Below are 25,353 nucleotides of genomic sequence, written 5' to 3'. Positions count from 1 at the left end.
GCGGTCGATAACTGGTCTGATCAGGAGTGGCAGACATGATCGAAAAGCGTGATTTCTATATCAACGGCCAATGGGTCGCCCCGTCCCAACCCAATGACTTTCAGGTCATCGACCCCTCGACCGAAGAGCCCTGCGCGGTGATCTCGCTGGGCGGGCAGACCGACACCGACGCCGCCGTCGCAGCCGCCAAGGCCGCCCTGCCCGGCTGGATGGCCACCCCCGTCGAAGAGCGGATCGCGCTGGTCGAGAAACTGGCTGACGTCTACAAGACCCGGGGCGAGGATCTGGCGCAGGCCATGTCAACCGAGATGGGCGCCCCCATCGACATGTCGCGCACCCAGCAAGTGGGCGCGGGTATCTGGCACCTCAAGAACTTCATCCGCGCCGCCAAAGCGTTTCCCTTCGAACGCCCCTTGGGAGATCATGCCCCGAACGACCGGATCATCCATGAGGCCGTGGGTGTTGCCGCGCTGATCACGCCGTGGAACTGGCCGATGAACCAGATCACGCTCAAGGTAGGGGCGGCGGCGATTGCCGGCTGTACGATGGTGCTGAAACCGTCGGAACAGAGCCCGCTCAACGCGATGATCTTTGCCGAGACGATGGATGAGGCCGGGTTCCCGCCCGGTGTCTTCAACCTAGTGAACGGCGATGGCGCGGGCGTCGGCAGCCAGCTTTCGGGCCACCCGGACGTGGATATGGTCAGCTTCACCGGCTCGACCCGCGCCGGGACCGCGATTTCCAAGAACGCTGCCGATACGCTCAAGAAGGTGCATCTGGAACTGGGCGGCAAGGGCGCCAACGTGGTGTTCGATGACGCCGACGAAAAGGCGGTCAAGCGCGGCGTGCTGCACATGATGAACAACACTGGTCAAAGCTGTAATGCCCCCAGCCGGATGCTGGTGCAGCGCGGTATCTACGACAAGGCGGTCGAGACCGCTGCCGAAGTTGCCAACATGGTCAGCGTCGGCAACGCGCTGGAGGAAGGCCGCCACATCGGCCCGGTGGTCAATGAGGTGCAGTGGAGCAAGATCCAGGACCTGATCCAGAAGGGTATCGACGAAGGCGCCCGCCTGGTGGCGGGTGGCACCGGGCGGCCCGAGGGGTTCAACAAGGGCTACTACGTCAAGCCTACCGTCTTTGCCGATGCCAACAACCGGATGACCATCGCGCGGGAAGAGATCTTTGGCCCCGTCCTGACCATGATCCCCTTCGACACCGAGGAAGAGGCCGTCGAGATCGCCAATGACACGCCCTATGGTTTGACCAACTATGTCCAGACACAGGACCCGGCCCGCGCCAACCGCATGGCGCGTCAGCTGCGCTCGGGCATGGTCGAGATGAACGGCCAGTCCCGCGCGGCGGGGTCGCCCTTTGGCGGCATGAAACAGTCCGGCAACGGGCGCGAAGGCGGCACATGGGGGCTGGAGGATTTCCTTGAGGTCAAGGCCGTGGGCGGCTGGGCTGCGGAGTAATCCTTATCGCCAAGCAAAGCTCTGGAATGTGACATCGGGCAGGTGCGGCCACCCGCCCGGTTCCGTCCGTCATTCCACGGTAATGGTGATCACGTCGGACACGATCGGGGTTGCGTGCGGCACGTGCCCGTGATCGCCGAGGACCAGCTGCAATGTGTGCGAACCCGGCGCCAGTTCCAGGGTGACCTCAGTCTGACCACCGCCGAAATGCAGGTGGTTGTCGTCCGAGGGAATGCCGTAAGACAGTTCATCGGCCCCGTCCTCTCCCTCACCGAGTGCCGGGCGATCAATCAGCAAATGGTGGTGCCCGGTGTTTTCCTTTTCGGTGCCGGCGGGCGCAACGCCCATACCGTTCAGGCCGAACACGACGGTGACGGGTGATGTCACGGTGTCGCCGTCTGAAAGGTTAACGAAATAGACCTGCGCGTCGGGATTTGACGGTGTTTCGCCCCCGGCAAAAACAGGCGCCGAGAGCAGGCATGCGGCAATAGATGCAATCAAAATCCTCATGGGTTTCTCCCTCTTCAAACAAGCCTTTTGTAAACTAGCGCGTCGGGTCGCAAAGTCAGACAAGCGCCGCATCTCACCCGGTTTTGCCATTGATTCCGCACCCGGAATCCACGTTTTCGGCGTTTCCTGGACGCAAACGATCCGCATGAAATCCCCGATATTATCCCATCCCCGCCCCGTTTCCGCCCAGATTCCCGTCAAAGAATGAGGCCAACACGTGTAATTCCGAGGATACGAGTATGGATCGACTTACCGAAATGGAGGCCTTCGCCAATGTGGTGGACCAGGGCGGCTTTACCGATGCTGCCAAGAAGATGGGCATTTCCAAGTCGGCTGTTTCCAAGCATGTGTCCAGCCTTGAGGCGCGCTTGGGCGCCCGTTTGCTGAACCGCACCACGCGCCGGGTGTCGCCGACTGAGATCGGTTTGGCCTATTATGACCGCGCGCGCCGGGTGCTGAACGACGCGGGCGAAGCGGATGCGCTGGTCACTTCGATGCAATCGGCGCCTTCGGGACTGTTGCGGATCAGCGTTGCCACCGATTTTGGCGTCAATCACCTGTCTCCGGTCCTGTCCCGGTTCCTGTCCGATTTCCCAGACATCACCGTCAACATGGTTCTCAACAACCGCTATGTGGAGCTGATTTCGGAAGGGTTCGACGTGGCGGTACGGATCGGCGAGCTTGAGGACAGCACGCTGCGCGCGCGCAAGCTGACCGAGACGACAAAACGGATGGTCGCCTCGCCGGAATACATCCAGAAATATGGCCGCCCACAGCGGATCGACGACCTGAATGAGCACAAACTGCTGCACTACTCCAACCAGTCGTCGGGCAGCGTTTGGAAGCTGACCGCGCCTTCGGGCGAAAAGCGGCAGGTGCGAACGGCCGGATGGCTGAGCGTGAATGACGGGCAATCCCTGCTGAACGCCGCGATTTCAGGGCTTGGGATCGCACATCTGCCCAGCTACCTCTATGCGGACGCGCTGAAGGCCGGGCTGGTCGAGGATGCAATGCCCACCCTTCCGGACGAGGTGCAAGGCATCTATGCCGTCTATCCTCCGGGCCGTTTCACCCAGCCCAAGGTCCGCGCGTTCATCGACTTTCTGGTCGAGTCCTTTGCGGAAAAAGGACCGATGGAGTGGTAACGGTAGCGTATTGAGAAAATTTCTCCCTGAAACTAACGGCCCGTGCCTCGGCGCGGGTTTCTTTTTTGATCGGGGATGGAGTCACCCCGCCCTTTCGAATGACAGCGAACACATACCCGTTTGCGCCATTGCGATGCTGAGTTCATCGCTCAGCACGGTCCAGAGCCGCTCCAACCCTTGCTCTCCTGCACCAGCCATTGCGTATTGCAGGATGCGCCCGAAGAACACGAAATCTGCGCCACTGGCGAGGGCTTTCAAAGCATCCTCGCCCGAGCGGAGCCCGCTGTCATAGAATATGGGAAACTTCGCACCCAGCGCGTTTCGAACCTGCGGCAAAACCGAAAACGGCGCCGGAGCGCTGTCAAGTTGGCGGGCCCCGTGACTGGACACCTGAACTGCATCGGCGCCAGCGGCCTTGAGCGCAACGGCGTCCTCGACATCAAGCACACCCTTCACGACCAGATTGCCCGGCCACATGTCTCTGAGCCTACTCAAGGTGCTCCAATCCGCCTTCGCGCGGCTTTCCGTTCGGTCGAATTCGTACCCCTCCATCAGGAAGTTCGCCATTTGCGGCTTGCCATGAAACAGCGTCGAGAGCGACCAGCGGGGGTGCAGGGCGAAATCGAGAAACTGCCGGGGGCCGATGCTAAACGGCATTGTGAAGCCATGACGCAACTCACGCGGGCGGCGCCCAACCTCGGGCACGTCCACGGTCAGAACCAGTGTCTCATATCCGGCCGCCCGGGCCCGTTCCACCAGCCGAAAGGTCCCGGACCCGTCGCCACTGAAATAAAGCTGAAACCAGGCGTTTCCTTCCGCCACCTCGATCAACTCCTCCATCGGGGTCGAGGCGACGGTCGAAACCCCCAGCGGAACCGAATAGCGCGCGGCAAGGCGGGCCAGCATCAGATCGGCGCCGGGGATGGAGAGATTGCACATTCCCATGGGAGCAATCCCGAACGGACGTTGCGCGGGCTTGCCAAAAAGCTCGGTCGACAGCGACCTTGAGCTTACATCCCGCAGGATGCGAGGGCGCAATGTCATGCCGTCAAGCGCCGCACGGTTCCGGGCCGCTCCGGTTTCGGTGCCCGCAGCCCCGTCGATATAGTCAAACACCATCCACGGCAGACGCCGCCGCGCCAGGCGGCGGGCATCTTCGGCGCTGTGAATGGCGCTTGCTGCCATCAGGCGCGGACGGCCTTCATGAACCGGTCCCGGATGACCACCGGATCCATGGTGATCACCGGCATCTTGGCGTTGCCGCTGTCGCACTTGACCACGATCACATGCATCTTGCCGCTGTCGAGGGCCTTTTTCAGCACGTCGCCCGTCTCCACATCGCGGCACTCGACGACGTTTTCGCAGCCGCACGCCTCGGCGACTTTCGCCAGCGAAGTTTTCTTTCCGGCATAGGTTGGCTGATCCCCGGTCGAGCCATACGAGCCGTTGTCGATGATCATCAGGATGTAATTGTCGGCCACGTTGTTGGCGATGGTCGGCAAGGTGCCCATGTTGGTCAGGATCGAGCCATCACCGTCGATCACGACAACAGGCTTGGGTTGCGCCAACGCAAGGCCCAGACCGATGCTCGACGCCAGACCCATGGTGCCCAGCATGTAGAAATTGGTCGGCTGATCGTCGATGGCGTGCAGTTCCTGACTGGGAATGCCGATATTGCAGACAACCAATTGGTCACGGAGGATCGGCGCGATCTCTTTGAGGATTTCAGAACGGATCATTGGTCGCCATAGCCTCCCCAGAAATTGGCATCGGTCAGGATCGCCACCGGTTTGTTGCACATGAATGTGTATTTCAGGATCATATCCAGTTCTTCGACGTCGGACTGTCTATGAAAGTGGTAGGTGGGGATGTTCATCTGGGCCAGCAGCGCCTTTGTGTGTACCGCCATTTCCACCTGACAGGCCACCGGTTCGCGCAATTCCCCGCGATACGAGATCAGCATCGGCAACGGCATCCGGTAGTACTGGATCAGCGTGGCCAACGTGTTGATCGTCACTCCGATGGCGGTGTTCTGCATGATGATCGCAGGACGTTTGCCCCCCATCCATGCCCCGGCACACAGCCCCATCCCCTCATCTTCCTTGTTCGAGGGGATGTGAAAGATGTCGTCTCGTTCGTCGATTTCCGCAATCACCCCAGCCAGTTGCTTGCACGGGACGGTGGTTACGAACGAGATATCGTTGGCGACAAGATCATCGGCGATCTTCTTGTCGATATTCATATCTGACTTGCCTTCCTGTTTGAGCGCATGTCGCGCATTTTCCGAATTAGCTGCTGCGGTGGACATGCACGGCGCAGGATGCGTGCCGGACGACACGCGAGGCCGTGGAGCCCAGGAAATAATCGGTGAGGCCCGGCTTGTGCGACCCGATCACGATGCAGTCGATGCCTTTGGCGTCCGCAAAATCGATGATCGAGCGCGATGTGTGACCTTTGACAATCTCGGGCCTGACATCCGGCAGGTCTTCCAGTTTTTTCTGCATCATCCGATGCGCCTGTTTGAAACCCTCTTTGACGGTGGCCTCGTCCAGATACACACTCACTGAGCCCTGCGGCGACTCGTAGACATGCAGGGCAATAATCTCTCCGTTGCTGGCGCAAAGCGCTTTTGCGACCTGCAGGGTATGTCCCGAAATGTCGTGATCGAGCGCCATCGGGACGAGAATTCTGGCGTACATTTCTGCCTCCGTTGCCTGTTCAGTTGTGTCTACATCCACGGGGTCAACACGATTTTTGGCGCAGCGACCCTGCCCGCGCGCAGATCCCGAAATGCATCGGCACCATAGGCCAGCGAACGTTGTTCGAACCAGTCCAGCGGGCCAAGACGGCCGTCGAAAATGGCCTGCGCCGTCTCGCGGAAATCCTCGGCGGTATAGGTATATGTACCGATGAACGTGATTTCCTGCAGCGTCATTTTTCGGATATCGAGCCCGCCGGCATCCTCACCCAGCCCGACATGAGCAATAACGCCCCCTGGCTGTACAAGAGCCGAGGCCGCCGCGCGGGTTGCAGAGTAGCCTACCGCGTCGATCACGATCGGGAACTGCCCCTCAGCCTCGGCCACCGCGTTCTGGCGGCACCGGTCCGCCAAAAACGTGCGCCGAATGTCGTTGGGCTCCACCACCGTGACATCGCGAACGCCCATCGCGCTCAGCGCCAGTGCCGCCGCAAGGCCAATGGCACCGCCGCCGATCACCAGCGCACGCTTGTCCGTATCTGGGTGCGACGCCTCAAGCGCCAACCGGGCCGCGTGCCAGCTGACTGCCAATGGCTCGGCCAAAGCTGCCTTGGCCAGGGGCACGTCCCCCGGCACCTCAACCAAATTGCGGTCGGGCACAGCCACAAATTGCGCAAATGCGCCCTCTCTTGGCGGCATCGAGATGATCTGCCGGTCCGGGCAGATATTCTCACGTCCGCTCGCGCAGGCGCGGCAGCTTCCACAGGTGACCAGCGGATTGATCGTCACACGCGCACCATCGCGCGCGCCGCCGATCACCGCGCCCGCGGCTTCGTGACCGAGGATCAGGGGCGCGGGCCTGCGTGCGTCATGGCCAAGATAGGCGTGCATGTCCGACCCGCAGATACCGACCGCCTCGACGCGGACCAGATGCTCCCCGGCCTTGGGCCGCGCATCGGGAACCTCGCGAAACCCCAGCTTCTCAACGCCGTCATACACAAGCGCCTTCATTTCGCGGTAAATCCCCCATCAACCATCAGAACCTGACCGGTCACGTAGTCAGACGCAGCAGAGCAGAGAAACAGGATCGGTCCATCGATATCCTCAACCCTACCGTTGCGCTGCATACATGTTTGCGCGGCATTTCGTGCAGACCGTTCGGGGTCGTCAAACACCGCCTGCGTCAGTTCGGTCGGAAAGAACCCCGGGCCAATCGCGTTTGCGGTTATGCCAAACCTGGACCAGGCCTCGGCCATTGCGCGGGTGAGTTGCGCCACGCCGGCCTTTGAGGCGCCGTAAGCAATGCCGCCCGGAAAGGCCCGCGTCGTTTGCAGAGACGCAAAGTTTACAATGCGACCCCAGCCCTTTTCTTTCATCGCCGGAACCATCAATTGACTGAGAAAGAACGGCGCGCTGAGGTTGAGGGCCAGCGTTTGATCCCAACCCCCTGTCGTGACCTCATCCGCGGGTTCGCGCGTGTTCACTCCGGCGGCATGAATGACGATGTCGGGCGCACCGAACTTTTCGGAAACCGAGTCCCGAAGGGCCTCAAGACCATCCCGGTCCGAGACATCGGCAACCACTGCAGCGGCACGACTGCCAATGTCGCCGCATAGCTGGTCCAATGCCTGTTTGCGCCGGGCCACGGCCACGACATTGGCCCCTGCCGCCGCCAGAACCTGAGCCACACGCCGCCCCAGACCGGAGCTTGCCCCGGTCACACAGGCCACGCGGCCAGTCAGGTCAAAAAGGCCCCGGGGATCATCCATCTGCGGTGAGGTCGAATTGTTCGTCGGGAAAGTATTTGGCAAGCCGCACATCTGCTGCGCGCGCGTGCCCCTCCATGCCCTCCAGACGCGAGATGCGCGCGGTCGCCTCGGCAATTGGTTTCGAGCCTTCGCGGGTGGCGCGCTGCCAGGTGACGATCTTCATGTATTTATGCACGCTCAGCCCGCCAGTATAGCTGGCCGCCCCGGAGGTGGGCAGCACGTGATTGGTTCCGGTGGCTTTGTCTCCATAGGATACCGTGGTCTCTTCGCCCAGAAACAGGGAGCCATAGCAGGTCAGCCGATCCAGCCACCAATCCAGATCTGCGGCCTGAACTGTCAGATGTTCGGGCGCGTATTCGTCAGAACAGGCGGCCATCTCCTCACGGTCCGAACAGACGATCACCTCGGCATAGTCACGCCACGCGGCAAAGGCATTGTCGCGGTTCAACTCGGGCAGATCGTCGATCAGGGCCGGAACCAGTTCCATGACTTTCTGCGCCAGGTCCCGGTCATCGGTCACCAGCCAGACGGGCGAGTTGTACCCATGCTCGGCCTGGCTGACCAAATCCGTTGCAACCACATGCGCGTCTGAGGTGGCATCCGCCAGGATCAAACTGTCGGTCGGCCCCGCGATCATGTCGATGCCGACCTTGCCATAGAGAATACGCTTGGCTTCGGCAACGAACTGATTGCCCGGTCCCACGAGGATATTGGCGCGTGGCAGGCCGAACAGTCCGTAAGTCATGGCAGCCACGCCCTGCACGCCGCCCATGGCCAGTATGCTGTCCGCGCCGCAGATATGCGCGGCATAGACGATCGCAGGCGCGACGCCCTCCCCCGGGCGCGGCGGAGAGCACGCGGTGATATGGCGGCATCCCGCAACCTTGGCCGTGGTGACAGTCATAATGGCGCTGGCGACGTGGCTGTAACGCCCGCCAGGAACATAACAGCCCGCCGCATCCACCGGGATCGCCTTTTGACCGGCGATAAATCCGGGCACGATCTCCATCTGCACATCGGACACGGTCGCCTTTTGCGTTTCCGCAAACCGGCGCACATTGTCATGGGCAAACCGGATATCCGCCTTGAGCTTTTCGGGAACCAGTGCGCAGGCGGCCTCGATCTCGGCCGCGCTCATCAGCACGTTTCCGTCATATTTGTCGAACTTGGCCGCGTATTCCTGCGCCTTGGCATCTCCGCCCGCCTCGATGTCGGCGAGAATGGTCTTGACCGTATCATGCACTTCCGTCGCATGCGATTGCGCCGTCAGGGTCGCCTTTTTCAGATAGTCACGAGGCATATTCAGAAAATCCTACTGGTAGATTTCAGGTAGCAAGGTTGTCGAGACCGCGGGCAAGTAGGCGATCAGAAGAACCACGATCAGCATCGTTAATACAAAGGGCACAGCCCGGGCGGCAATTTTCAGAATCGACTCACCGGTAATGCCAGATACGACAAACAGGTTCAGACCCAGCGGCGGTGTGATGAATCCTACGCCCAGCGCCGTGATCATCATGATGCAGAACTGAATCTCGTTCATGCCGATATTGTCGGCCAGCGGCTTCAGGATCGGCGCAAGGATCACGATATTCGGGGTGGTTTCCATCACGCAGCCTGCGGCAATGAGGATGGCGACCATCAGCAGGATCAGAATGTACGGATCATCCGTCAGCGAGGTGACAGAGGTCACGAACCCCTGCGGCACGCCCATGATCGCCAGCGCTTCGGCCAGCGGGGCCGAGAATGCGATGATGGGCAGGATGACCCCGTTCACCTTGGCCGAACTCACCAGCATCGAGGGAAAATCCGCCAGCGTCAGTGTGCGCAGGATGAAACCCATGGCAATGGTCACGACAACGGCCGTGGCTCCTGCCTCGGTCGGCGTCAGACGCCCCGAGAAAATACCGTAAAAGATGATGCCCGGCACGATGAACGCGTACCATCCGGATTTCAAAGCGTTGCCCAGATTGCCCAGCCACTCGCCTGCGCTCATCATGCCGCCGCCTTCATAGGCATAGAGTCGGTTCATGATGATATTCGTAACCAGGATCGAGACCAGGATCGCCAGGCCGGGAATGAGTGCGGCCAGAAACAGCGTCGAGGCAGAAATGCCCAGCACCAGGCCGATGATGATATAGGCGATGGAGGGCGGGATCAGGATGCCGGTACACGCCCCGGCGGCGACCAGAGCACAGGCATAGGGGCGCGGATAGCCGCTTTCGACCAGACGGTTGATGGTCATGCGGCCCACAGCGGCGGCCCCCGCCGCGTCCGAGCCGGAGATGGCGGCGAACATGCCGCAGACCAGCACGGTCGCCGAACCGAAACCGCCCTTGGCGAAACAGGTCAGCGCCTCGGCCACATCCAGAAACTTGCGTGAGAGCCCAGTGCGCACCAGCACGTCGCCGGTCAAGATGAACAGCGGCACGGCGGTCAGAGCAAAGGCGTCAATGCCCGCAAACAGGCTTTCACCGACGAGGCTGAGCGGCAGGTCACCGGACATGATCAGCATCGTGATTGCCGCCGCCCCGATGGCCGCCCAGACGGGAACCGCCAAGGCAATCAGGGCCACGAACATGATCACCGGCAGATAGAAATCCCAGCCGAGTTCAACGGTTTGATTGAGCGAATTCCAAAGCATCCCGAACTCCCTTAATCAAACAGCTTGTCGCCTTCGAAGACGGGTTTGCCGTCTCGCAGGGCGTTGAAATCACGACGAAAAGACTGAAGCAGGCGCCAGATCATCAGGGCAAATCCGGTCGGCACGGCCATCAGAAACCAGACCTTGGACACACGCAGACCATCGGTGACGGATCCGAACTTGGCCGAGACATGCACGGCCTCAAACGACCAATAGAGCGCGATGATGGCGACCACGAACATCACCAGATCGCCAAAGATATACAGCAGCGCCTTCGGGCGCGGGCCGAGATAGTGCATGATCACGTCGATGCGGATATGGGCGCGTTCCTTGACGGCGGCAGCGGCGCCGATCCATGCCAGATAGATGAACGAATAGCGCACGATCTCTTCGCCCCAGATCGACGAATAGGCAAACAGCTCGCGCCGCACCACTTCGATGGCCATCGTGATGACCAGCATCACGTAGAACACCAAAAGCAGCCATCGTTCGGCATTGCGGTCGACTTTGCGCAAAACGCTCATCTCTTACCCCGGAGTTTGGCAGCACGCCGCACGCCAGCCGAAAGCTGACCCGCAGGTCGTAAAGCAAATGTCAGAGAGAACGGGCACCGGACCGGTGCCCGCTCGGGATCGTCACGCGTCGTGGACGTAGTATTTGCCCTGCGTGCCGGCCGCCTCTTCCAGCTTGGCAAAGGCATCCATGGAACCGGCGAGTTCGGTTTTGAACTCATCCCATTCCGGGCGCTGGTAACCGCCGGCTTCCTGCCATTCTCCCAGCTGATCCGCGCTCAGGGAATGGAACTCCACACCGGCCTTGGTCAGTTCCGCCATCGCATAGGCGCGTGCCGAGGGAACCTTGGACAGGTTCTGATGTGCGGTCATTTCCGAGCCCCACATGATCCCGTCCTGCACGTCCGCCGGCATCGAGTTGAACCATTCCAGGTTGCACGAATAGACCTGACTGTCCGGCACCGCCTGCGTGAACGTCACGTGGCTGAGGATGTCCTTGAACCCAAAGACATAAAGCGCACCCACCGACGGGTCGAGCGCATCGGCCACGCCCTGCTTGATGGCGGACGGCGTTTCACCCCAGGCCACTGGCGTCGGGTTTGCACCGACCATCCGGTAATATTGCTGCAACATCTTCGATCCCGGCACGCGGAATTTCACGCCCGACAGATCGCTCGGGCTGAGCACGGCCCCTGCACCGCCCTTGCGCACGGCCACCACGCGCGGGTCGATATTCACATAGAACAGCGCCTTGAACCCGTTGGCCTCGATCTTCGGATGCACCTCTGCATTCCAGTAATCCGAGGTCACGAGGTTGGTGAACCGCTGATTGGATCCACACAGATAGGGCATGTTGATAAGATCGACCGTGGACGCAAAAGGCGCGAAGTTCGACAGCGAGTGCTGCGCCGCCTGGATGGTTCCGCCCTGCACCTTTTGAACCAGCGAACCACCGGCGCCGAGCTGACCGCCCGGTGCAAGCTTGACATAGACCTTGCCGTTCGTTGCGTTCTGAATGTTCTCTTTGAGGTCCAACTGCATGATCGGATAGCTGCGCGAGGCGCCCAGAACGTAGGCGGTCGCGATCGTCATAACGTGCTCGGCAGCTTTCTCACGCTCACGCTCTTCCTTGGCGGTTTGCGCTGCGGCCTCGGATGACCAAAGCACGCCGCCCGCGCCTGCAACCAGCGCCGCCGTGAACGCCCCTCCGGCGCTGAGCTTCAGAAAATTACGGCGTTCTGCCGAGGCGAGATCTTTCTTGTCGTTGTCCATCAATTGCCCTCCCATTGGACAAATCAGCTTCCGTCGTTGTTTTTGCGGTCAGCTTCCTTCTTCAGAATTGCGACAACGAACAGGATCGACGCCGCGAACAGAACCAACATTTCGCCCACATCGCCCAAGAACGCGCTGTTCGCGAATGCACCCAGGGCAACGTTTGCGAAGTAAATTGCAAACACGGCAACGGACGCGACGAGAAACATTGGCAAGGCTCCTGCGGGAATCGGCTCATTCACCTTTGTAAGCGCTTACATTGATAATGCAAGCGCTTACATTGCAAGGTGTCCAAATACTCGCATTGGTGCTAAGGATTAAGCGAAACCGATTTGCGAGATTGGGAATGTCGAATATGCGGTCAGCACCTACTCTGGACGACGTTGCCAAAAAGGCCGGGGTGTCCACGGCGACGGTCTCGCGCTGCCTGAACGCGCCTGACAGGGTGGTCGAGGCCACGCGCAAGCGCGTGATGTCCGCTGTTGAAACGCTGGGATACACGCCCAATTTCGCGGCACGGGTGATGGCCGCCAAGCGAACCTTCACCATCGGCGCGATCATCCCGACGATGGAAAACGCGATCTTTGCACGGGGTCTGCAGGCATTTCAGGAAGAGCTGCACCGAAGTGGATACACGCTGCTGGTTTCAAGTTCCGCCTACAAGCCCGACGTCGAGGAAGAGCAGATCAGAACCCTGGTCGCGCGTGGCGCGGACGGGCTGCTGTTGATCGGCCATGATCGCGATCCCAAGATCTACGAGTATCTCGAGCGTCAGAAAACGCCCGCACTGGTCGCCTGGTCCTTCATTCCCGACGCCCGCACGCCTTCTATCGGGTTCAGCAACCGGGATGCGATGTTTGCCCTTGCGCAAGAGGTGATCAGGCTCGGCCATACCCGGATCGGGATGATCTCCGGCATCAGTCAGGGCAATGATCGCGCGCGATTGAGGATCAAGGGTGTCAAGGATGCGCTGGCGGCAAACGGGCTGCCCCCGGAGGCGCTGTCCGTGATCGAAACATCCTATGAGATCGAGAGCGGGGCCGACGCCTTTGCCGGTTTGATGTCCGGCGGTCCGTCGCCAAGTGTGGTGCTGTGCGGGAACGATGTGTTGGCGGCAGGCGCGCTTCGCAAGGCGCTCCAGCTTGGGATGCGCGTTCCCGAGGATGTTTCAATCACCGGTTTCGACGACATCGAACTGGCCCGGATCGTCAGCCCGGCGCTGACGACCGTGCATGTCCCGCATCGGGAAATGGGGCTTCGGGCTGCTTGCGGGCTGGTTGACATGGTCGAGCGCAAGACAGCTGCGGCCTCGATCAATCTTGAGACCGAGATCAAAATCCGCGCTTCGCTCGGCCCATGCCCGAAGTGACATAGGCCCGTTTGCAAGGATCACGGTACGGGCGTATTGGTCAGAAGGTTTCGACCCATGGCCGCAGGGTCAGTTCGTTCGACCAAGTCGAGCGGTCCTGACAGATCAGGTGCATGTATTCCCGCGCAATGGCGTCAGGGTTAAGCATGCTGTCGGGATTGTCCGCCGCCTCGGTCCGCTCGGGCCGAGCGACGTTGCGGATGCCGCCGTCGATATTGATCCAGACGACGTGAATGCCCTTGGGGTGCAACTCACGCGCCATGGATTGCGCCAACCCGCGCTGCGCGAATTTGCCCATCGCGAAGGGCGCGGAATGGGCAAATCCCTTCACACCCGCCGACGCTCCGGTGAACAGGATGGTACCGCGCCGACCGTTTTCGAGCGGTTGGTCCAACATACGCCGCGCCGCTGCCTGCCCCAGCAGAAACGCACCATACGCCGTCACCTCGACCGCCTTGCGCACGGTTTCGGGGTCCAGCTCGATCAGCGGTCCCCTCTGCCGGGCGGACGGGTTGTAGCAGGCCACGCGCAATTCACCGGGCAGGTTGGCCACAAGATCGGCCATACCCTCGGCGTCGGTACCATCCAACTGGTGCAGGGTGGCGTCAGTCTCAGCAGCAAACCCGGCCAGATCCGAGGTGTCACGGGCCGTCAGGTGCAGGGCGTACCCCGCCCCTGCCAACTCGCGTGCAAACGAGGCCGAAAGTCCAGTACCCACACCGACGATCAGAGCGGTTGGTTTCGGTTGCGAGTCTGCCATGGCTCCATCCTCCGTCAGGTTATGACAGGAGATGCGCCGCAGTCGCGGAACGTCAAGAGAGGGCTAACGGCTGCCAAGCAGTACCGCCTCGACCCGGCGGTTTGCCTCGCGCCCTTCAGCGGTGCTGTTCGAGGTGCGCGGCGCCAGATAGCCGACGCCCCGCGCCTCGATCCGTTCGCCGTCCACGCCATGTGCCTCGATCAGACGGGCGCGCACTGCTTCGGCCCGGCGACGGCTAAGGGCGATGTTTCCTTCGAGCGTGCCCACATCGTCGGTGTGACCGACAAGGGCCACCCGCAACTTGGGGTCCTCGTCCAGCAGACCAGCCAGCGTAGTCAGAGAGGCGAACTGTCCTTCGCCCAATGCAGCGGCGCCGGAACCGAACACCAGATCGTCCAGAATGGCCCGACCATCGCGATGCAACTCGGCCAGCAACCCTTCTGACCCCGAGGCGGTTTCCGTCACCACCAGCGGCACATGATCATCGCTGCCATTCGGGATTACCCGGATGAGCTGGATATAGGCGTCCGGCGGGTTGCGGCTGACCAAGAGGCTCAGCGCCTCGTCCCCCCGCGTGGCCGAGACAAAACGGTAGTCGCGGATCGCCACATACATGTCCGGGTTGGGCACCACCTCGGTTCCGAAACGGAAATCGAAGCCGCCGCATTGGCGGGCCTCGCAGTCGAGCAGGATCTCGTAGCCTTGCGCCTCGATCTGCTCGCGCAGCGGGGCCAGAACCTGCAGCGTGGTGCGCGACCCGGCCTGCACCCGCCATGTGCGCCGCTCGATCCGACCCTCAAGCGTGCGGGTGGGAACCGCATCGCCCGTGAAGACACCAACCGGCAGGTCGTAGCTGTCCAAGGCGCTTATCCGCTCGGTCAACTGCCGCGCGCCGCCGGGAAGGCTCAGCTCCTGCGCTAAAGCAGGTCCCACCGCCAGCGCGGCGCAGAGGGCAAGGTGCCGGATCATCGGAACTGGGCGTGATATTCGTCGTTGGGAACCATGGCGGTGGCGCTGGCGACCCGGTTGGACATATTGAAGAATCCGGCCACATTGGCAATGTCCCAGATGTCGCGGTCGGTAAAGCCCACATCGCGCAGGCGCTGTCGGTCGGGTTCCTCGATCTCGGCGCTGGCGGTGGTCATCTTGGCGGCGAAATCCAGCATCGCCCGCTGCCGCGCATCAAGTGGTGCCACGCGGTAGTTCATCACCAGCATCTCGCCCAACTGCGGATCGCCCGACAACTGCCGCACCGCTGCCCCATGCGCCACGAGGCAGTAGAAGCATTTGTTGATCGACGAGACCACCACCGCGATCATCTCGCGTTCCAGCTTGGAAAGCCCGCTGTCGGCCAGCATCAGGTCGTTATACATCCCGGTGAATGCGTTCAGCTTGTCGATATCGAACGCATTGGCTTTAAGGACGTTCGGCACCATGCCCAGCTTTTCGATGCAGATATCGAAGTACTTCTGCGTCTCGGGCGGCAGCGGGTCCACCATCGGCAGGTCCAGCGCGGTGGGCTGTGTGTGATCGGTCACGACTGTCTCTCTCCCCTCAGACAAGCTGGCGATAGTGGTACGCTCCGACGATTTCCATCCCCAGAGAGCGATAGAGCGCATTGGCGCCCTCATTCGCCTTGGTACAGATCACGCTAAGGGTCTCGGCCCCGTTGTCCAGCGCCCAAAAGGCCGCGCCGCGCATGGCCCATTGGCCCAGACCTTGTCGGCGCTGCGCGGGCAGGATTTCCAGCGCGTGCACCATGGCGGTGCCGTCATGGAGGGCGACAAAGCCGGTGCCGCCGGGCTTGTCCCTGTGCCGCAGCAGCAACCCGGTCTTGGGACCCTCGGCACGCTCCATCACCGCCAGCCGTTCCGGGCCGATGCCGCCCTGCGCCCAGATCTCGCGCATGATCGCCAGCGGCTCCCACAGGGTGAAGACGGTAACGCGGGGGATTTCCAGATCGGTCAGCTGTTTGGCCGGGCAGGCATAGATGTTGACCGGGTCGAGGATCTTGTAACCGCGCGCCGCAAGCTGCGCGTCCAGAGCCTCGTCCCCCGGACGCAGCATGAAGATGCGTTTCTGCCCCATGGCCAGCATCGCCGCCTCGGCCACGTCGATGTCGGCCTCGCTTGCCCGCGCGAGACCGGTGGCGGCAGAAACGCGTGAGCCGCCGCCCTGCCCCTCGCGCAGCAGAAACGGCCCGCACCGCTCATATCGCGCGGCGGGCCAAGTGCCATCGACCACGTCGAACCAATTGGGGCTCAAAGTGCCAGCTCCTTCGCCAGACGGGTCATGGCGGCATCCACCCGCGCGCCCTCGGTTCCCCGGATCACCACGTTAGCCCCGTAGGCGCCGTTCACCTGAAACGGGTAGCAGCCAATCGAAAGGTCATCAAAATCCGATGCCAGCGCCGATAGCATGGCCGCAATATCGCCCTCGCCCCGATTCACCCGCAGGGTCTGCGACAAAAGCGGCGCGCCGCCGGTCAGCGTCGGCAGCACGCTGGCCACCATCGCCTGAAAGATATTGGGCACCCCGGCCATCACATGTACGTTGCGCAGGGTGAAGCCAGGCGCGGTTGAGACCGGGTTCTCGATCAGCGTGGCACCTTCCGGGACGCGCGCCATGCGCAGGCGGGCCGCGTTCAGCTCCAGCCCGGTCTTGTCGTAATGCGCCTCAAGCAGCGCCCGGGCGTCGTCGCGCACATCGAGATGCGCGCCAAAGGCCCGCGCGATACAATCGGCGGTGATGTCGTCATGGGTCGGCCCAATCCCGCCGCTGGTGAAGACATGAGTATAGGCCGCCGACAGCGCGCTGACCGCCGCCTCGATCGCCTCGGCCTCATCGCTGACGATGCGCACCTCCTTCAGGTCGATGCCGTGCTTGGTCAGTTCTCCGGCCAGAAAGTGCATATTGGCATCGCGGGTGCGGCCCGACAGGATTTCATCCCCGATCACGAGCATTGCGGCGGTTGGATTGGCCATGGCACCCTCATCTCTTGAACGACCCCTTGCGCAGGTATAGGCCTGAGCTCATGCGCTTTCAAACCCCTCTTGTTCCCGCCCGCCTGATCCGCCGCTACAAACGCTTTCTGGCCGACTGTACGCTGGAGGACGGGCGCGAGGTCACTGCGCATTGTGCCAATCCAGGCAGCATGATGGGGTTGGCCGAGCCGGGGATGCGGATCTGGCTGGAGCCGAACGACGATCCGAAGAAGAAGCTGAAATATGGCTGGCGGCTGGTCGATCACGAGAATGGGCATTTTACCGGGGTCGATACATCGGTCCCCAACAAGGCGCTGCGGGCCTCGCTGGAGAACGGCGAGATTGCTGAACTGGCCGCGTACAAGACAGTGCGGACCGAGGTGAAATATGGCCAGGGCAGTCGCATCGATTTTCTGCTGACCCAGCCGGGCCTGCCCGATGCCTATGTCGAGGTCAAAAGCGTCACCCTCTCTCGCCAACCCGGTCTGGCCGAGTTCCCCGACAGCGTTACCGCGCGTGGAACCAAACATCTGGGCGAGCTGGCGGCGATGGCGGCCGAAGGGCACCGGGCGATCATGCTCTATCTGGTACAGCGCACGGATTGTCACCGGTTTGCCTTGGCGGCAGATATCGACCCAGCCTATGCGACGGCGTTTGAGGCGGCGAAGGCGCAGGGTGTCGAAAGACTGGTCTTCAGCACTCAGATATCACCGGACGAGGTACGGGTGGATGTAACTGTCAATTCGAATGTCAGCTAGGATCATCTTGTGTCCTTTGCGAGTGTGATGGAGAGCTGCGCGAACTAAACTCGCCGAACCAAGAAACAAAAATGCACGCCAACACTCAGAGCATCCAGATTGAATTTTGCAAAACTGTAGGGGCCCTTCCATACGAAACCTCGCTTGAGCACAAAGTTGGAATATCCCAATCGGCTCTTGACAGTGAATTGCCTCTGAATGGCTTACGACATCTGGATGTCAACGAAACTACAGGCTGGTACATCTGGGGAGGCGCCGAGTTTCGGAACGAAGACGATTTCTTTTTGCCGATGCACGTATGGCACTTGGAGAGACGTTGTGTTTTGGCGCTGAAGTTCCTGCTACTCCCACCCGGGTGGAGATTTCTGACGGATGGTTCATATGAGGATGTGTGGTTCGACGAAAAACTGCGGGTCGTATGAACACACTCAGTATGAGTTCAGATAGACTTAAATTCTACAAAGCGAAATTGGTCTCGCCCATTCAATTTCCAATATGACGCTTGGGTTCTGCGCGTGCATCATAGTGCATGTTGCAAACGAGCCTTGAACTCGTCGGTTAACACGCCATTTGAACTTCGCAAAACGACTCCGCGACCCCACACCCTCTGGCCCTTTTCGCGCGAGAAGCGTAAAGAAGGGCCTGCGCGCAACAGATGGAGCCCCGCGTTGATGAAAGAACATCGTGGCCGCCTGACCAAGGACGGCATCCGCATCTACGAACAGGCCGACTTTGCCGGGATGCACGCGGCAGGGGCGCTGGCCGCGCGGATACTCGACACCATCGCGGAACATGTCTTTCCCGGCCAGACCACGGGTGAGCTTGACCGGCTGATCACCCAGATGGTCGGCGAGGCGGGCGCCACCTCGGCCACCATTGGCTACAAGGGCTATCAGCACGCCAGTTGTATCTCGGTCAACCATGTGGTTTGTCACGGAATTCCCGGGGACAAGCGACTCAAGGACGGCGACATCCTGAACATCGACGTGACCGTGATCGTCGATGGCTGGTATGGCGACACCTCGCGTATGTATGTGGCGGGCAAACTGCCACGCAAGGCCGAGCGGCTGATCCAGGTGACCCATGATGCGCTATTCAAGGGCATCGAGATGGTCAAGCCCGGCAACACGTTCGGCGACATTGGCCACGCCATTCAGGCCTACGTCGAATCGCACCGGATGAGTGTTGTGCGTGATTTCTGCGGCCACGGGCTGGGCCGGGTATTCCACGCACCGCCGAACGTGCTGCATTACGGCCGCCCGGGCACCGGCGCCAAGCTGGAAGAGGGCATGTTCTTTACCATCGAACCGATGGTCAATCTGGGCCGTCCCGAGACCAAGACGCTGGCCGACGACTGGACCGCCGTGACCCGCGACAAATCGCTGTCGGCGCAGTTCGAGCATTCGGTGGGCGTGACCGCGGACGGGGTCGAGATCTTTACCCTCTCGCCCGGCGGCAAGTTTCACCCCACTTACGGCTCCTGATCCGCGCCCTGCTGTTCGCGCCACAGGGCCAGCAGCAGGGTCTCGCCGCGCCAGGGGATCACCGCGTCATGGATAAAGACCGGCGCGCGAAGCGGTTTGGGCTCCGGCCCGGTCGTCGTGTCTGCATCCTGCCTGAGGCCCCATGGTGAGGTTGTTAATGCGCGGTCCATGGGCGGCAGGGTATCACATCCCGGGAGCCAGCCAAATTCACGATCCGTGCAATGCAAGCAGTGCAGGCACCTCGGCCATGTCGTGAAACACTTCGGCACCCAATGCGCGCAGGTCCGCCCCATCGCCATGCGCCGCAAACCCGAGGCAGCGCATACCGGCAGCTGCAGCAGCCTTGACCCCGCTTGCACTGTCTTCGATCACGATGCAGGCCTCCGGCTCAGCATTCATCGCGTGGGCAGCGTGCAGGAACAATCCCGGATGCGGTTTGGCGTATCCGACGTCATGCGCGGACCAACGGCGCCCCTCGAACCGCCGCCACAGACCGTTTTGCCCGAGGGTGATCTCCATCTTGGCCAGCGGCCCGTTCGAGGCCACGCAATATGGCAGGCCGCGACGGTCCAATTGATCGAGCAGGTCCACCACGTTGGCAATCAGCGGGGTGTTGTCCCGTAGCGCCTCGAAAATGGCCGAGTAGGTTTCCGGGACCCAGTCGGCAGGCAAATCCGCGCCAAGGCGCGTCGCCTCTTCGGACGCCGATTGGATAGTCCCGCCGACAAACAGGTCAGCACTTTGCCTTGTCGAAAGGACCAGACCACATGGCGCCAACCGGTCAACGATCACTTGCTGGGCGATCATCTCGCTGTCCACCAGCACCCCGTCGCAGTCAAAGATCACCAGATCATGCATGTGCCGTACCTCGGCCTTCCGCGCGCCAAGGCGTCTGCAAACGCCTTGGTTCAAGCGGTTTCGAAACCGCTTGAAAGCCGGTTCCACGCGGCTTTTTCCCTTCTTGAAACCTCAGCACCGCCACATCAGCGAGATATGCGTGTCGCCATATTTGCGCGTATCATGCAGTTCGAACCCTTCGGGCGCGGCCATCGGAGTGCTTTCTTCCCAAACCACCAACGCGTCCTCGGCCACCCAACCGCCCGCCACCGCGGCTGCCAGGGCCTTTTGCCCCAACCCCTTGCCATACGGCGGATCGAGAAAGATGAGGGCGCAAGGATCACCGGGATTGTCGCCCAGCCGGACGGCATCGCGGCGGATCAGGTCGGTCCGGTCGCCGCTGCGGGTCAGGCCGATATTCTTGCGGATCAGACCCTGCGCAACGCGCCCGTCATCCACAAAGGTCACGTGGCCCGCCCCTCGCGACAGCGCTTCGAGGCCCAGCGCGCCGGTGCCGGCAAACAGGTCCAGTACCCGCAGGCCATCGAAGTCGATCTGGTGGGTCAGCACGTTGAACAGGCTTTCCCGCACGCGATCGGTGGTGGGGCGCAGATGCGCACCCGCATCCCCCTTGCCGACCGAGGCCAAGGACCGGCCCCGGAACTTTCCGGAGATGATCCTCACGCTTTCAGCAGCGGTTTCAGATCAGCCTCGGGATCGGCGACCACGGTGGGATCGGCATTCTTGCCCATGTCGATCAGCCGCTTGCCGACCATATAGGCGCGCGGGTCGTTCATCGCGTCCACGGCCACAAGCTGTCCGCCCTTGTAGTACCAGAACGAATTGGTCAGCCCCTCGCCCTTGCGCGTCACCACCTGATCGTAACCGGTATTCAGACCCGCGATCTGCAGCTTGACGTCATACTGATCCGACCAGAACCACGGCTGCGCGACATAATCCTTGCCCGCGCCCAGCATGTTCTGCGCCACCACCTCTGCCTGATCGATGGCGTTCGGCACGCTCTCCAGCCGGATGCGCACGCCGTTGAACGGGAACGAGGCGCAATCACCCGCCGCCCAGATCGACGCATCCGAGGTGCGGCCCTGCGCGTCGGTCTTGATGCCGTTCTCGACCTCCAGCCCCGCCATCTCGGCCAGTTGCGTCGAGGGGGCGATGCCAACTCCGACAACAACGAAATCCACCGTCAGTTCGGTGCCATCGCTCAGCACCGCGCCAGTGACCTTGCCATCCTCGCCGGTGATGCCGGCGAGCCCCACGCCCTCGCGGATATCGGCCCCATGACCGGTATGCAAAGCACGAAAATAGTCGCTGGTCTCGGGCGCGGCCACACGTTGCAGGATGCGCTCGGCCATCTCGACCAATGTCACCTTGACCCCGCGCTTGGCGCAGACGGCGGCGGCCTCGAGCCCGATGTATCCGCCCCCCACGATCAGCGCCCGTGCGCCTTCGGTCACCGCTGGCGCCATCGCGTCCACATCCGCCAAGTCGCGGACCACATGCACGCCCTCCAGATCGCCGCCAATCGCGGCAGGCAGGCGGCGCGGGTCGGACCCGGTGGTCAGCGCCAACTGATCATAATGGATCACCTCGTCCCCCAGCGTCACGGTCTTGGCGACGGGGTCAATCGCGCTCACCCGCTGACCCAGTTTTAGCGTGACGTTCTGCTCGGCATAGAAACTCTCGGGCCGCAGAAACAGCCGCTCAACGTCCATCTCGCCCAGCAGATAGGCCTTGCTCAGAGGCGGGCGCTGATAGGGCAGAACCGGCTCGGCTCCGATCAGAGTGATCTCTCCCTCAAACCCATCCTTGCGCAACCTGGCCACCAAAGACGACCCCGCCTGGCCCGCGCCAATCACGACAATGTGGCTCATATTCCTCCCGCCCTGTAGAATACCAGTGGTCACATCCACCCGCTCAGCTATATGCCGGGGAAGACCGAACCGCAAATCCAACAATGAGGTACCCAAAGATGATTTCAATCGGCGACACCCTGCCCGATGCAACCATGACACAGATGGGCGCCGAGGGGCCCGAACCGGTCGATCTGTCCGGCAAGATCAAGGGACGCAAAGTGGTGATCTTTGCGGTACCCGGCGCTTTTACGCCGACCTGCCACTCGGCCCACGTGCCCAGCTTCATCCGCACCAAGGCGCAGTTCGACGAAAAGGGTGTTGACGAGATCATCTGCGTCTCGGTCAACGATCCTTTCGTGATGAATGCCTGGGGCGAGGCCACCGGTGCCGCCGATGCGGGTCTGACTCTGCTGGCCGACGCGCAATCCGAGTTCACCGGCGCCATAGGTATGCAGTTCGACGCGCCGCCCGTGGGCCTGATGGCCCGATCCAAGCGCTATGCGATGTTGGTCGAGGACGGCAAGGTCTCAGCACTGAACGTCGAGGAAAATCCGGGCGTGTGCGAGTTGTCCGCAGGCGAAGCGTTGCTGGACGCGATGTAACGCGACGTGGCCCCGTTTCAGGCGGGGCCACAATTTGCCGGTTTTCCCGCGTAACGCGAACTCAGCTTGTTGTTATTCTGATTTGAGAGAATACTTTCCTGTATAGTAACAGGAGTTATTTCCATGAAATCGAAAGTACTAGGCTTTGCCTTATGCGTTTCGGGTCTGCTTGCCGCTTGCGCGCCCGCACCGACACCTCAGGCGCAAGCAGCACGGCAACATGAAATCGCCTGTCTGAGCGGTAGTGTCGTTGGTGGCCTCATCGGCGGCGCGATCGGCAATCAGTTTGGCGGCGGGTCGGGGCGAGACATCCTGACGGCGGCAGGTGCCAGCGCCGGCGCCGTGTCCGGCAGCAGATACGCGTGTTAACGGGGGGCTCGACATGAAACTTGGAACAACGCTGGCGGTTGCGCTGGCCATGACTGCCTCGGCGGCCCTATCACAAACTGCGGGCATGACGGATGCCCAGCTGTCCGCGATGGACAAAGACAAGGACGGTGCCGTGTCCCGCGGTGAGTTCGACGCCTTCTCGGATTATGCCTTTAAGGCCATGGATGTGGACAAGAGCGGCGCGCTGAGTTCGGCTGAGACAAAACCTCATTTCGATCTCGCGACGTTCAGACAGCTTGATGCCAACAGCAACAACGCCGTTTCCAGTGCCGAATATCGGGCGCGGATGGCCAAGGATTTCGAGGCGGCGGATCAGGACGGGAATGGGTTGCTCGACTGAGTGACAGCGCCCCGCCTGCAGGCCAATGTTACCCTGCATTGGCCTGTCGTGAGTTGTCGCGAGCGCCCGGCCTTTTCTTGTGCCAACTGATCGCGCCAGTTAACCTGTGGTTGTCCTACATGCCCGAGAGGTCGTTATGACCAAGTGGAAACTGTATCCCCTGATATGCCTGCTTGCCGCCTGTGACGTGCCCAGCGCCACGCTGGTCACCGGCAGCGATGGACAGACGCTCATCCAGATCAACAGCGGTGATCTGACATGTTACAACAACGGCTGCCTGAGGATCGACGCAAGTACGCGCAGCATGCAGTTGATCGGTAACCGGCGCACGCGTGTGCCCCGAGGGATTGACGTCAGCGACGGGCTGGTGACACCGGAAGAGTTTCTGCGGATGCGGCAAGCCGCAATGCTTGCAGGTGGCCTGACCTCACCGGACAATCGCTAGCATAGGCTGTCCATCTTGCGCGCCAGTTTGGCGTCCAGTGCCGACACTCCGCCAACGTCATGGGTGCTGAGCACCACTTCGACCGTGCGGTAGATATTCTTCCATTCCGGATGGTGATCCCATTTCTCGGACCAGATCGCCACGCGGGTCATCCAGCCGAATGCGTCGACAAAACTGTCAAAGATGAAGGTCTTGGTGATCGCATCGCGATCTTCGACCATGGTCCAGCCGTTCTTGAACAGAGGGTCCAGAAGCGGGCCGCGGGTCTCTTCCGACAGAAGTTCGGTCATTGCTGTTCCTCCGGAGTCGATTTTCTGAACGGACCGTAGTCGGTCAGAATCTCGATTTCTTCGCCAATCGCCGCGCGTTCGGCCTCAAGATACTGGGCCACCGCGTCGGCGAAACCGGAATCACCCACCCAATGCAGACTGTGGGTCTGCGTCGGCAGATATCCGCGCGCCAGCTTGTGTTCGCCCTGCGCGCCCGCTTCGACCCGGTGCAAGCCTTCGACGATCGCAAAATCGATGGCACGATAATAGCACAGTTCGAAATGCAGGCATGGATGATGTTCGATGGCACCCCAGTAGCGGCCGTAAAGCGTCTTGCGCCCGACGAAGTTCAGCGCCCCAGCGATGAGATGTCCGTGGCGTTCGGCCAGCACCAGTGCCACATCATCCGCCATGGTGTGGTGCACGATGTCGAAGAACTCGCGCGTCAGATAGGGTGAGCCCCATTTCCGCGAGCCGGTGTCCTGATAGAAGACCCAGAACGCATCCCAATGCTCGGGCCTCAGATCAGGCCCCGTCAGCGTTTTGATCTCGCCACCAAAGGCGCAGGCCTGCGCCCGTTCCTTGCGGATGTTCTTGCGTTTGCGCGAGGACAGGGCGGCGAGAAACCCGCCAAAGTCGCGATACCCATCGTTCAGCCAGTGAAACTGCTGCGAGGCGCGGTGCAGCAGGCCCATCTGCTCGCCCGCCCGCGCCTCGTCTTCGGTGCAGAAGGTGACATGGATCGAAGAGACACGATTGTCGGCAGCAAGCTGCACTGCGCCCTGAACCAGAGCGGACATACCGATCCCCTCATACCCCGGACGCACCAGCAGCCGCCGACCCGTGGCAGGGGTGAAGGGCACCGCGATCTGCAGCTTGGGATAGTAGCGCCCGCCCGCCTGTTCGTAGGCATGGGCCCAGCTATGGTCGAAGATATACTCGCCCTGACTGTGCGACTTGGCATACATCGGCGCCGCGGCGATCAGCATGCCGTCGAGATAGGCGGTCAGGTATTGCGGCTGCCAGCCGGTGCCGGGTCCGACCGAGCCGCTTTGTTCCAGTGCCAGCAGAAAGCGGTGCGTGGTGAACGGATCGAGGGGCCGCCCGCCATCGGCGGTCTCGGGACAGGCACAGGCATCCCAGTCCTCTGCCCCGATCTGATCGAGGGAGCTTAGAACCCGAACTTCGATCTGTGCCTGATCCATGTACCCTCCGCGCC

At 61.5% G+C, this 25,353-nt stretch carries 32 protein-coding genes; 9 read left to right on the top strand and 23 right to left on the bottom strand.

Going from position 1 to position 25,353, the window contains the following annotated elements:
• Nucleotides 1-35: 35 nt before the first annotated feature.
• A complete protein-coding gene (locus AB3N21_RS08575; protein WP_367934833.1) occupies nt 36-1,475 on the top strand; it encodes an aldehyde dehydrogenase family protein in 1,440 nt (479 codons plus the stop codon).
• A 69-nt stretch (nt 1,476-1,544) separates the two neighbouring features.
• Here AB3N21_RS08575 and AB3N21_RS08570 read toward each other — a convergent pair whose 3' ends face one another.
• The gene (locus AB3N21_RS08570; protein ID WP_367934832.1) at nt 1,545-1,985 is read right to left on the bottom strand and encodes a DUF4399 domain-containing protein; all 441 of its coding nucleotides are present in this window, start codon (nt 1,983-1,985) and stop codon (nt 1,545-1,547) included.
• 239 nt (nt 1,986-2,224) lie between these two features.
• Here AB3N21_RS08570 and AB3N21_RS08565 point away from each other — a divergent pair, with 239 nt between their 5' ends.
• Nucleotides 2,225-3,130, top strand: coding sequence for a LysR family transcriptional regulator (locus AB3N21_RS08565; protein WP_171178856.1), 906 nt, complete (start codon nt 2,225-2,227; stop codon nt 3,128-3,130).
• 81 nt (nt 3,131-3,211) lie between these two features.
• On the opposite strand, the gene AB3N21_RS08560 is transcribed toward AB3N21_RS08565, so the two are convergent.
• From AB3N21_RS08560 to AB3N21_RS08510, 11 genes are all read right to left on the bottom strand, one after another.
• Nucleotides 3,212-4,315 carry an alpha-hydroxy acid oxidase gene (locus tag AB3N21_RS08560; protein WP_367934831.1) on the bottom strand — a complete coding sequence of 368 codons (1,104 nt, stop codon included), beginning with the start codon at nt 4,313-4,315 and terminating at the stop codon, nt 3,212-3,214.
• Complete coding sequence (gene comE, locus AB3N21_RS08555; RefSeq protein WP_367934830.1) at nt 4,315-4,869, bottom strand: sulfopyruvate decarboxylase subunit beta; 555 nt, start codon at nt 4,867-4,869, stop codon at nt 4,315-4,317. Before comE ends, AB3N21_RS08560 begins: the two co-directional genes overlap by 1 nt.
• Nucleotides 4,866-5,372: a sulfopyruvate decarboxylase subunit alpha gene (gene comD / locus AB3N21_RS08550; RefSeq protein WP_367934829.1), complete on the bottom strand. Its 507-nt coding sequence runs from the start codon at nt 5,370-5,372 to the stop codon at nt 4,866-4,868. The genes comE and comD overlap by 4 nt, the downstream gene beginning before the upstream one ends.
• 46 nt (nt 5,373-5,418) lie before the next feature.
• The gene (locus tag AB3N21_RS08545; RefSeq protein WP_367934828.1) at nt 5,419-5,829 is read right to left on the bottom strand and encodes a universal stress protein; all 411 of its coding nucleotides are present in this window, start codon (nt 5,827-5,829) and stop codon (nt 5,419-5,421) included.
• 29 nt (nt 5,830-5,858) lie between these two features.
• Entirely contained in the window at nt 5,859-6,839 is a 981-nt protein-coding gene (locus tag AB3N21_RS08540; protein ID WP_367934827.1) for an alcohol dehydrogenase catalytic domain-containing protein, read from the bottom strand.
• Nucleotides 6,836-7,597 (bottom strand): SDR family NAD(P)-dependent oxidoreductase, encoded by a 762-nt coding sequence (locus tag AB3N21_RS08535; RefSeq protein WP_367934826.1) that lies wholly within the window; start codon nt 7,595-7,597, stop codon nt 6,836-6,838. The genes AB3N21_RS08540 and AB3N21_RS08535 overlap by 4 nt, the downstream gene beginning before the upstream one ends.
• Complete coding sequence (hisD, locus tag AB3N21_RS08530) at nt 7,590-8,897, bottom strand: histidinol dehydrogenase (protein WP_367934825.1); 1,308 nt, start codon at nt 8,895-8,897, stop codon at nt 7,590-7,592. Before hisD ends, AB3N21_RS08535 begins: the two co-directional genes overlap by 8 nt.
• Before the next feature lie 12 nt (nt 8,898-8,909).
• The gene (locus AB3N21_RS08525) at nt 8,910-10,238 is read right to left on the bottom strand and encodes a TRAP transporter large permease (protein WP_367934824.1); all 1,329 of its coding nucleotides are present in this window, start codon (nt 10,236-10,238) and stop codon (nt 8,910-8,912) included.
• Between the two features lie 11 nt (nt 10,239-10,249).
• The gene (locus AB3N21_RS08520) at nt 10,250-10,762 is read right to left on the bottom strand and encodes a TRAP transporter small permease (RefSeq protein ID WP_367934823.1); all 513 of its coding nucleotides are present in this window, start codon (nt 10,760-10,762) and stop codon (nt 10,250-10,252) included.
• Nucleotides 10,763-10,873: 111 nt separating this feature from the next.
• The gene (locus AB3N21_RS08515; protein ID WP_367934822.1) at nt 10,874-12,022 is read right to left on the bottom strand and encodes a TRAP transporter substrate-binding protein; all 1,149 of its coding nucleotides are present in this window, start codon (nt 12,020-12,022) and stop codon (nt 10,874-10,876) included.
• Between the two features lie 23 nt (nt 12,023-12,045).
• Nucleotides 12,046-12,231, bottom strand: a complete 186-nt coding sequence (locus AB3N21_RS08510) for a hypothetical protein (protein ID WP_171178875.1) — start codon at nt 12,229-12,231, stop codon at nt 12,046-12,048.
• A gap of 137 nt (nt 12,232-12,368) precedes the next feature.
• Between AB3N21_RS08510 and AB3N21_RS08505 the strand changes: the two genes are divergently transcribed.
• Nucleotides 12,369-13,391, top strand: a complete 1,023-nt coding sequence (locus AB3N21_RS08505; protein WP_367934821.1) for a LacI family DNA-binding transcriptional regulator — start codon at nt 12,369-12,371, stop codon at nt 13,389-13,391.
• Between the two features lie 40 nt (nt 13,392-13,431).
• Here AB3N21_RS08505 and AB3N21_RS08500 read toward each other — a convergent pair whose 3' ends face one another.
• The 5 genes from AB3N21_RS08500 to AB3N21_RS08480 form a co-directional block, all read right to left on the bottom strand.
• Complete coding sequence (locus AB3N21_RS08500) at nt 13,432-14,151, bottom strand: SDR family NAD(P)-dependent oxidoreductase (RefSeq protein WP_367934820.1); 720 nt, start codon at nt 14,149-14,151, stop codon at nt 13,432-13,434.
• Between the two features lie 63 nt (nt 14,152-14,214).
• On the bottom strand, nt 14,215-15,120 hold the full coding sequence (locus AB3N21_RS08495) for an OmpA family protein (protein ID WP_367934819.1): 906 nt from the start codon (nt 15,118-15,120) through the stop codon (nt 14,215-14,217).
• Nucleotides 15,117-15,689 (bottom strand): peroxidase-related enzyme, encoded by a 573-nt coding sequence (locus AB3N21_RS08490; RefSeq protein WP_367934818.1) that lies wholly within the window; start codon nt 15,687-15,689, stop codon nt 15,117-15,119. The genes AB3N21_RS08495 and AB3N21_RS08490 overlap by 4 nt, the downstream gene beginning before the upstream one ends.
• Nucleotides 15,690-15,705: 16 nt before the next feature.
• On the bottom strand, nt 15,706-16,416 hold the full coding sequence (locus AB3N21_RS08485; RefSeq protein ID WP_367934817.1) for a GNAT family N-acetyltransferase: 711 nt from the start codon (nt 16,414-16,416) through the stop codon (nt 15,706-15,708).
• Entirely contained in the window at nt 16,413-17,135 is a 723-nt protein-coding gene (locus tag AB3N21_RS08480) for a competence/damage-inducible protein A (RefSeq protein ID WP_367934816.1), read from the bottom strand. The genes AB3N21_RS08485 and AB3N21_RS08480 overlap by 4 nt, the downstream gene beginning before the upstream one ends.
• A 50-nt stretch (nt 17,136-17,185) precedes the next feature.
• Here AB3N21_RS08480 and sfsA point away from each other — a divergent pair, with 50 nt between their 5' ends.
• Both sfsA and map read left to right on the top strand, forming a co-directional pair.
• The gene (gene sfsA, locus AB3N21_RS08475; RefSeq protein ID WP_367934815.1) at nt 17,186-17,893 is read left to right on the top strand and encodes a DNA/RNA nuclease SfsA; all 708 of its coding nucleotides are present in this window, start codon (nt 17,186-17,188) and stop codon (nt 17,891-17,893) included.
• 671 nt (nt 17,894-18,564) lie between these two features.
• On the top strand, nt 18,565-19,377 hold the full coding sequence (gene map, locus AB3N21_RS08470; RefSeq protein WP_367934814.1) for a type I methionyl aminopeptidase: 813 nt from the start codon (nt 18,565-18,567) through the stop codon (nt 19,375-19,377).
• On the opposite strand, the gene AB3N21_RS08465 is transcribed toward map, so the two are convergent.
• The 4 genes from AB3N21_RS08465 to AB3N21_RS08450 form a co-directional block, all read right to left on the bottom strand.
• Complete coding sequence (locus AB3N21_RS08465) at nt 19,365-19,547, bottom strand: hypothetical protein (protein ID WP_367934813.1); 183 nt, start codon at nt 19,545-19,547, stop codon at nt 19,365-19,367. The genes map and AB3N21_RS08465 overlap by 13 nt on opposite strands.
• A gap of 37 nt (nt 19,548-19,584) precedes the next feature.
• Nucleotides 19,585-20,235 (bottom strand): HAD family hydrolase, encoded by a 651-nt coding sequence (locus tag AB3N21_RS08460; protein ID WP_367934812.1) that lies wholly within the window; start codon nt 20,233-20,235, stop codon nt 19,585-19,587.
• Between the two features lie 111 nt (nt 20,236-20,346).
• Entirely contained in the window at nt 20,347-20,898 is a 552-nt protein-coding gene (gene rsmD / locus AB3N21_RS08455; protein ID WP_367934811.1) for a 16S rRNA (guanine(966)-N(2))-methyltransferase RsmD, read from the bottom strand.
• Nucleotides 20,895-22,106, bottom strand: coding sequence for an NAD(P)/FAD-dependent oxidoreductase (locus AB3N21_RS08450; protein ID WP_367934810.1), 1,212 nt, complete (start codon nt 22,104-22,106; stop codon nt 20,895-20,897). The genes rsmD and AB3N21_RS08450 overlap by 4 nt, the downstream gene beginning before the upstream one ends.
• A 98-nt stretch (nt 22,107-22,204) precedes the next feature.
• On the opposite strand from AB3N21_RS08450, the gene AB3N21_RS08445 reads away from it, so the two are divergent.
• From AB3N21_RS08445 to AB3N21_RS08430, 4 genes are all read left to right on the top strand, one after another.
• Entirely contained in the window at nt 22,205-22,690 is a 486-nt protein-coding gene (locus AB3N21_RS08445) for a peroxiredoxin (RefSeq protein WP_171178897.1), read from the top strand.
• 123 nt (nt 22,691-22,813) lie between these two features.
• Entirely contained in the window at nt 22,814-23,059 is a 246-nt protein-coding gene (locus AB3N21_RS08440; RefSeq protein ID WP_367934809.1) for a glycine zipper 2TM domain-containing protein, read from the top strand.
• A gap of 13 nt (nt 23,060-23,072) precedes the next feature.
• The gene (locus AB3N21_RS08435) at nt 23,073-23,420 is read left to right on the top strand and encodes a hypothetical protein (protein ID WP_367934808.1); all 348 of its coding nucleotides are present in this window, start codon (nt 23,073-23,075) and stop codon (nt 23,418-23,420) included.
• A 136-nt stretch (nt 23,421-23,556) separates the two neighbouring features.
• Entirely contained in the window at nt 23,557-23,865 is a 309-nt protein-coding gene (locus tag AB3N21_RS08430) for a hypothetical protein (RefSeq protein WP_367934807.1), read from the top strand.
• On the opposite strand, the gene AB3N21_RS08425 is transcribed toward AB3N21_RS08430, so the two are convergent.
• Nucleotides 23,862-24,155, bottom strand: coding sequence for a 4a-hydroxytetrahydrobiopterin dehydratase (locus AB3N21_RS08425; RefSeq protein WP_171178903.1), 294 nt, complete (start codon nt 24,153-24,155; stop codon nt 23,862-23,864). The genes AB3N21_RS08430 and AB3N21_RS08425 overlap by 4 nt on opposite strands.
• Nucleotides 24,152-25,339 carry a GNAT family N-acetyltransferase gene (locus AB3N21_RS08420; RefSeq protein ID WP_367934806.1) on the bottom strand — a complete coding sequence of 396 codons (1,188 nt, stop codon included), beginning with the start codon at nt 25,337-25,339 and terminating at the stop codon, nt 24,152-24,154. The genes AB3N21_RS08425 and AB3N21_RS08420 overlap by 4 nt, the downstream gene beginning before the upstream one ends.
• Between the last annotated feature and the right edge of the window lie 14 nt (nt 25,340-25,353).

Origin of the sequence: Ruegeria sp. (genome assembly GCF_040830605.1) — a bacterium.
Taxonomy (GTDB): Bacteria; Pseudomonadota; Alphaproteobacteria; order Rhodobacterales; family Rhodobacteraceae; genus Ruegeria.
The sequence above is the reverse complement of the archived record's forward strand: the minus strand, read 5'-3'. Positions and strand labels throughout refer to the sequence as shown.

Bases quoted from the DNA above. Each gene is read 5' to 3' on its own strand.
- AB3N21_RS08575 (WP_367934833.1), top strand. From the start codon at position 36: ATGATCGAAAAGCGTGATTTCTATATCAACGGCCAATGGGTCGCCCCG.
- AB3N21_RS08570 (WP_367934832.1), bottom strand. From the start codon at position 1,985: ATGAGGATTTTGATTGCATCTATTGCCGCATGCCTGCTCTCGGCGCCT.
- AB3N21_RS08565 (WP_171178856.1), top strand. From the start codon at position 2,225: ATGGATCGACTTACCGAAATGGAGGCCTTCGCCAATGTGGTGGACCAG.
- AB3N21_RS08560 (WP_367934831.1), bottom strand. From the start codon at position 4,315: ATGGCAGCAAGCGCCATTCACAGCGCCGAAGATGCCCGCCGCCTGGCG.
- comE (WP_367934830.1), bottom strand. From the start codon at position 4,869: ATGATCCGTTCTGAAATCCTCAAAGAGATCGCGCCGATCCTCCGTGAC.
- comD (WP_367934829.1), bottom strand. From the start codon at position 5,372: ATGAATATCGACAAGAAGATCGCCGATGATCTTGTCGCCAACGATATC.
- AB3N21_RS08545 (WP_367934828.1), bottom strand. From the start codon at position 5,829: ATGTACGCCAGAATTCTCGTCCCGATGGCGCTCGATCACGACATTTCG.
- AB3N21_RS08540 (WP_367934827.1), bottom strand. From the start codon at position 6,839: ATGAAGGCGCTTGTGTATGACGGCGTTGAGAAGCTGGGGTTTCGCGAG.
- AB3N21_RS08535 (WP_367934826.1), bottom strand. From the start codon at position 7,597: ATGGATGATCCCCGGGGCCTTTTTGACCTGACTGGCCGCGTGGCCTGT.
- hisD (WP_367934825.1), bottom strand. From the start codon at position 8,897: ATGCCTCGTGACTATCTGAAAAAGGCGACCCTGACGGCGCAATCGCAT.
- AB3N21_RS08525 (WP_367934824.1), bottom strand. From the start codon at position 10,238: ATGCTTTGGAATTCGCTCAATCAAACCGTTGAACTCGGCTGGGATTTC.
- AB3N21_RS08520 (WP_367934823.1), bottom strand. From the start codon at position 10,762: ATGAGCGTTTTGCGCAAAGTCGACCGCAATGCCGAACGATGGCTGCTT.
- AB3N21_RS08515 (WP_367934822.1), bottom strand. From the start codon at position 12,022: ATGGACAACGACAAGAAAGATCTCGCCTCGGCAGAACGCCGTAATTTT.
- AB3N21_RS08510 (WP_171178875.1), bottom strand. From the start codon at position 12,231: ATGTTTCTCGTCGCGTCCGTTGCCGTGTTTGCAATTTACTTCGCAAAC.
- AB3N21_RS08505 (WP_367934821.1), top strand. From the start codon at position 12,369: ATGTCGAATATGCGGTCAGCACCTACTCTGGACGACGTTGCCAAAAAG.
- AB3N21_RS08500 (WP_367934820.1), bottom strand. From the start codon at position 14,151: ATGGCAGACTCGCAACCGAAACCAACCGCTCTGATCGTCGGTGTGGGT.
- AB3N21_RS08495 (WP_367934819.1), bottom strand. From the start codon at position 15,120: ATGATCCGGCACCTTGCCCTCTGCGCCGCGCTGGCGGTGGGACCTGCT.
- AB3N21_RS08480 (WP_367934816.1), bottom strand. From the start codon at position 17,135: ATGGCCAATCCAACCGCCGCAATGCTCGTGATCGGGGATGAAATCCTG.
- sfsA (WP_367934815.1), top strand. From the start codon at position 17,186: ATGCGCTTTCAAACCCCTCTTGTTCCCGCCCGCCTGATCCGCCGCTAC.
- map (WP_367934814.1), top strand. From the start codon at position 18,565: ATGAAAGAACATCGTGGCCGCCTGACCAAGGACGGCATCCGCATCTAC.
- AB3N21_RS08465 (WP_367934813.1), bottom strand. From the start codon at position 19,547: ATGGACCGCGCATTAACAACCTCACCATGGGGCCTCAGGCAGGATGCA.
- AB3N21_RS08460 (WP_367934812.1), bottom strand. From the start codon at position 20,235: ATGCATGATCTGGTGATCTTTGACTGCGACGGGGTGCTGGTGGACAGC.
- AB3N21_RS08450 (WP_367934810.1), bottom strand. From the start codon at position 22,106: ATGAGCCACATTGTCGTGATTGGCGCGGGCCAGGCGGGGTCGTCTTTG.
- AB3N21_RS08445 (WP_171178897.1), top strand. From the start codon at position 22,205: ATGATTTCAATCGGCGACACCCTGCCCGATGCAACCATGACACAGATG.
- AB3N21_RS08440 (WP_367934809.1), top strand. From the start codon at position 22,814: ATGAAATCGAAAGTACTAGGCTTTGCCTTATGCGTTTCGGGTCTGCTT.
- AB3N21_RS08435 (WP_367934808.1), top strand. From the start codon at position 23,073: ATGAAACTTGGAACAACGCTGGCGGTTGCGCTGGCCATGACTGCCTCG.
- AB3N21_RS08430 (WP_367934807.1), top strand. From the start codon at position 23,557: ATGACCAAGTGGAAACTGTATCCCCTGATATGCCTGCTTGCCGCCTGT.
- AB3N21_RS08425 (WP_171178903.1), bottom strand. From the start codon at position 24,155: ATGACCGAACTTCTGTCGGAAGAGACCCGCGGCCCGCTTCTGGACCCT.
- AB3N21_RS08420 (WP_367934806.1), bottom strand. From the start codon at position 25,339: ATGGATCAGGCACAGATCGAAGTTCGGGTTCTAAGCTCCCTCGATCAG.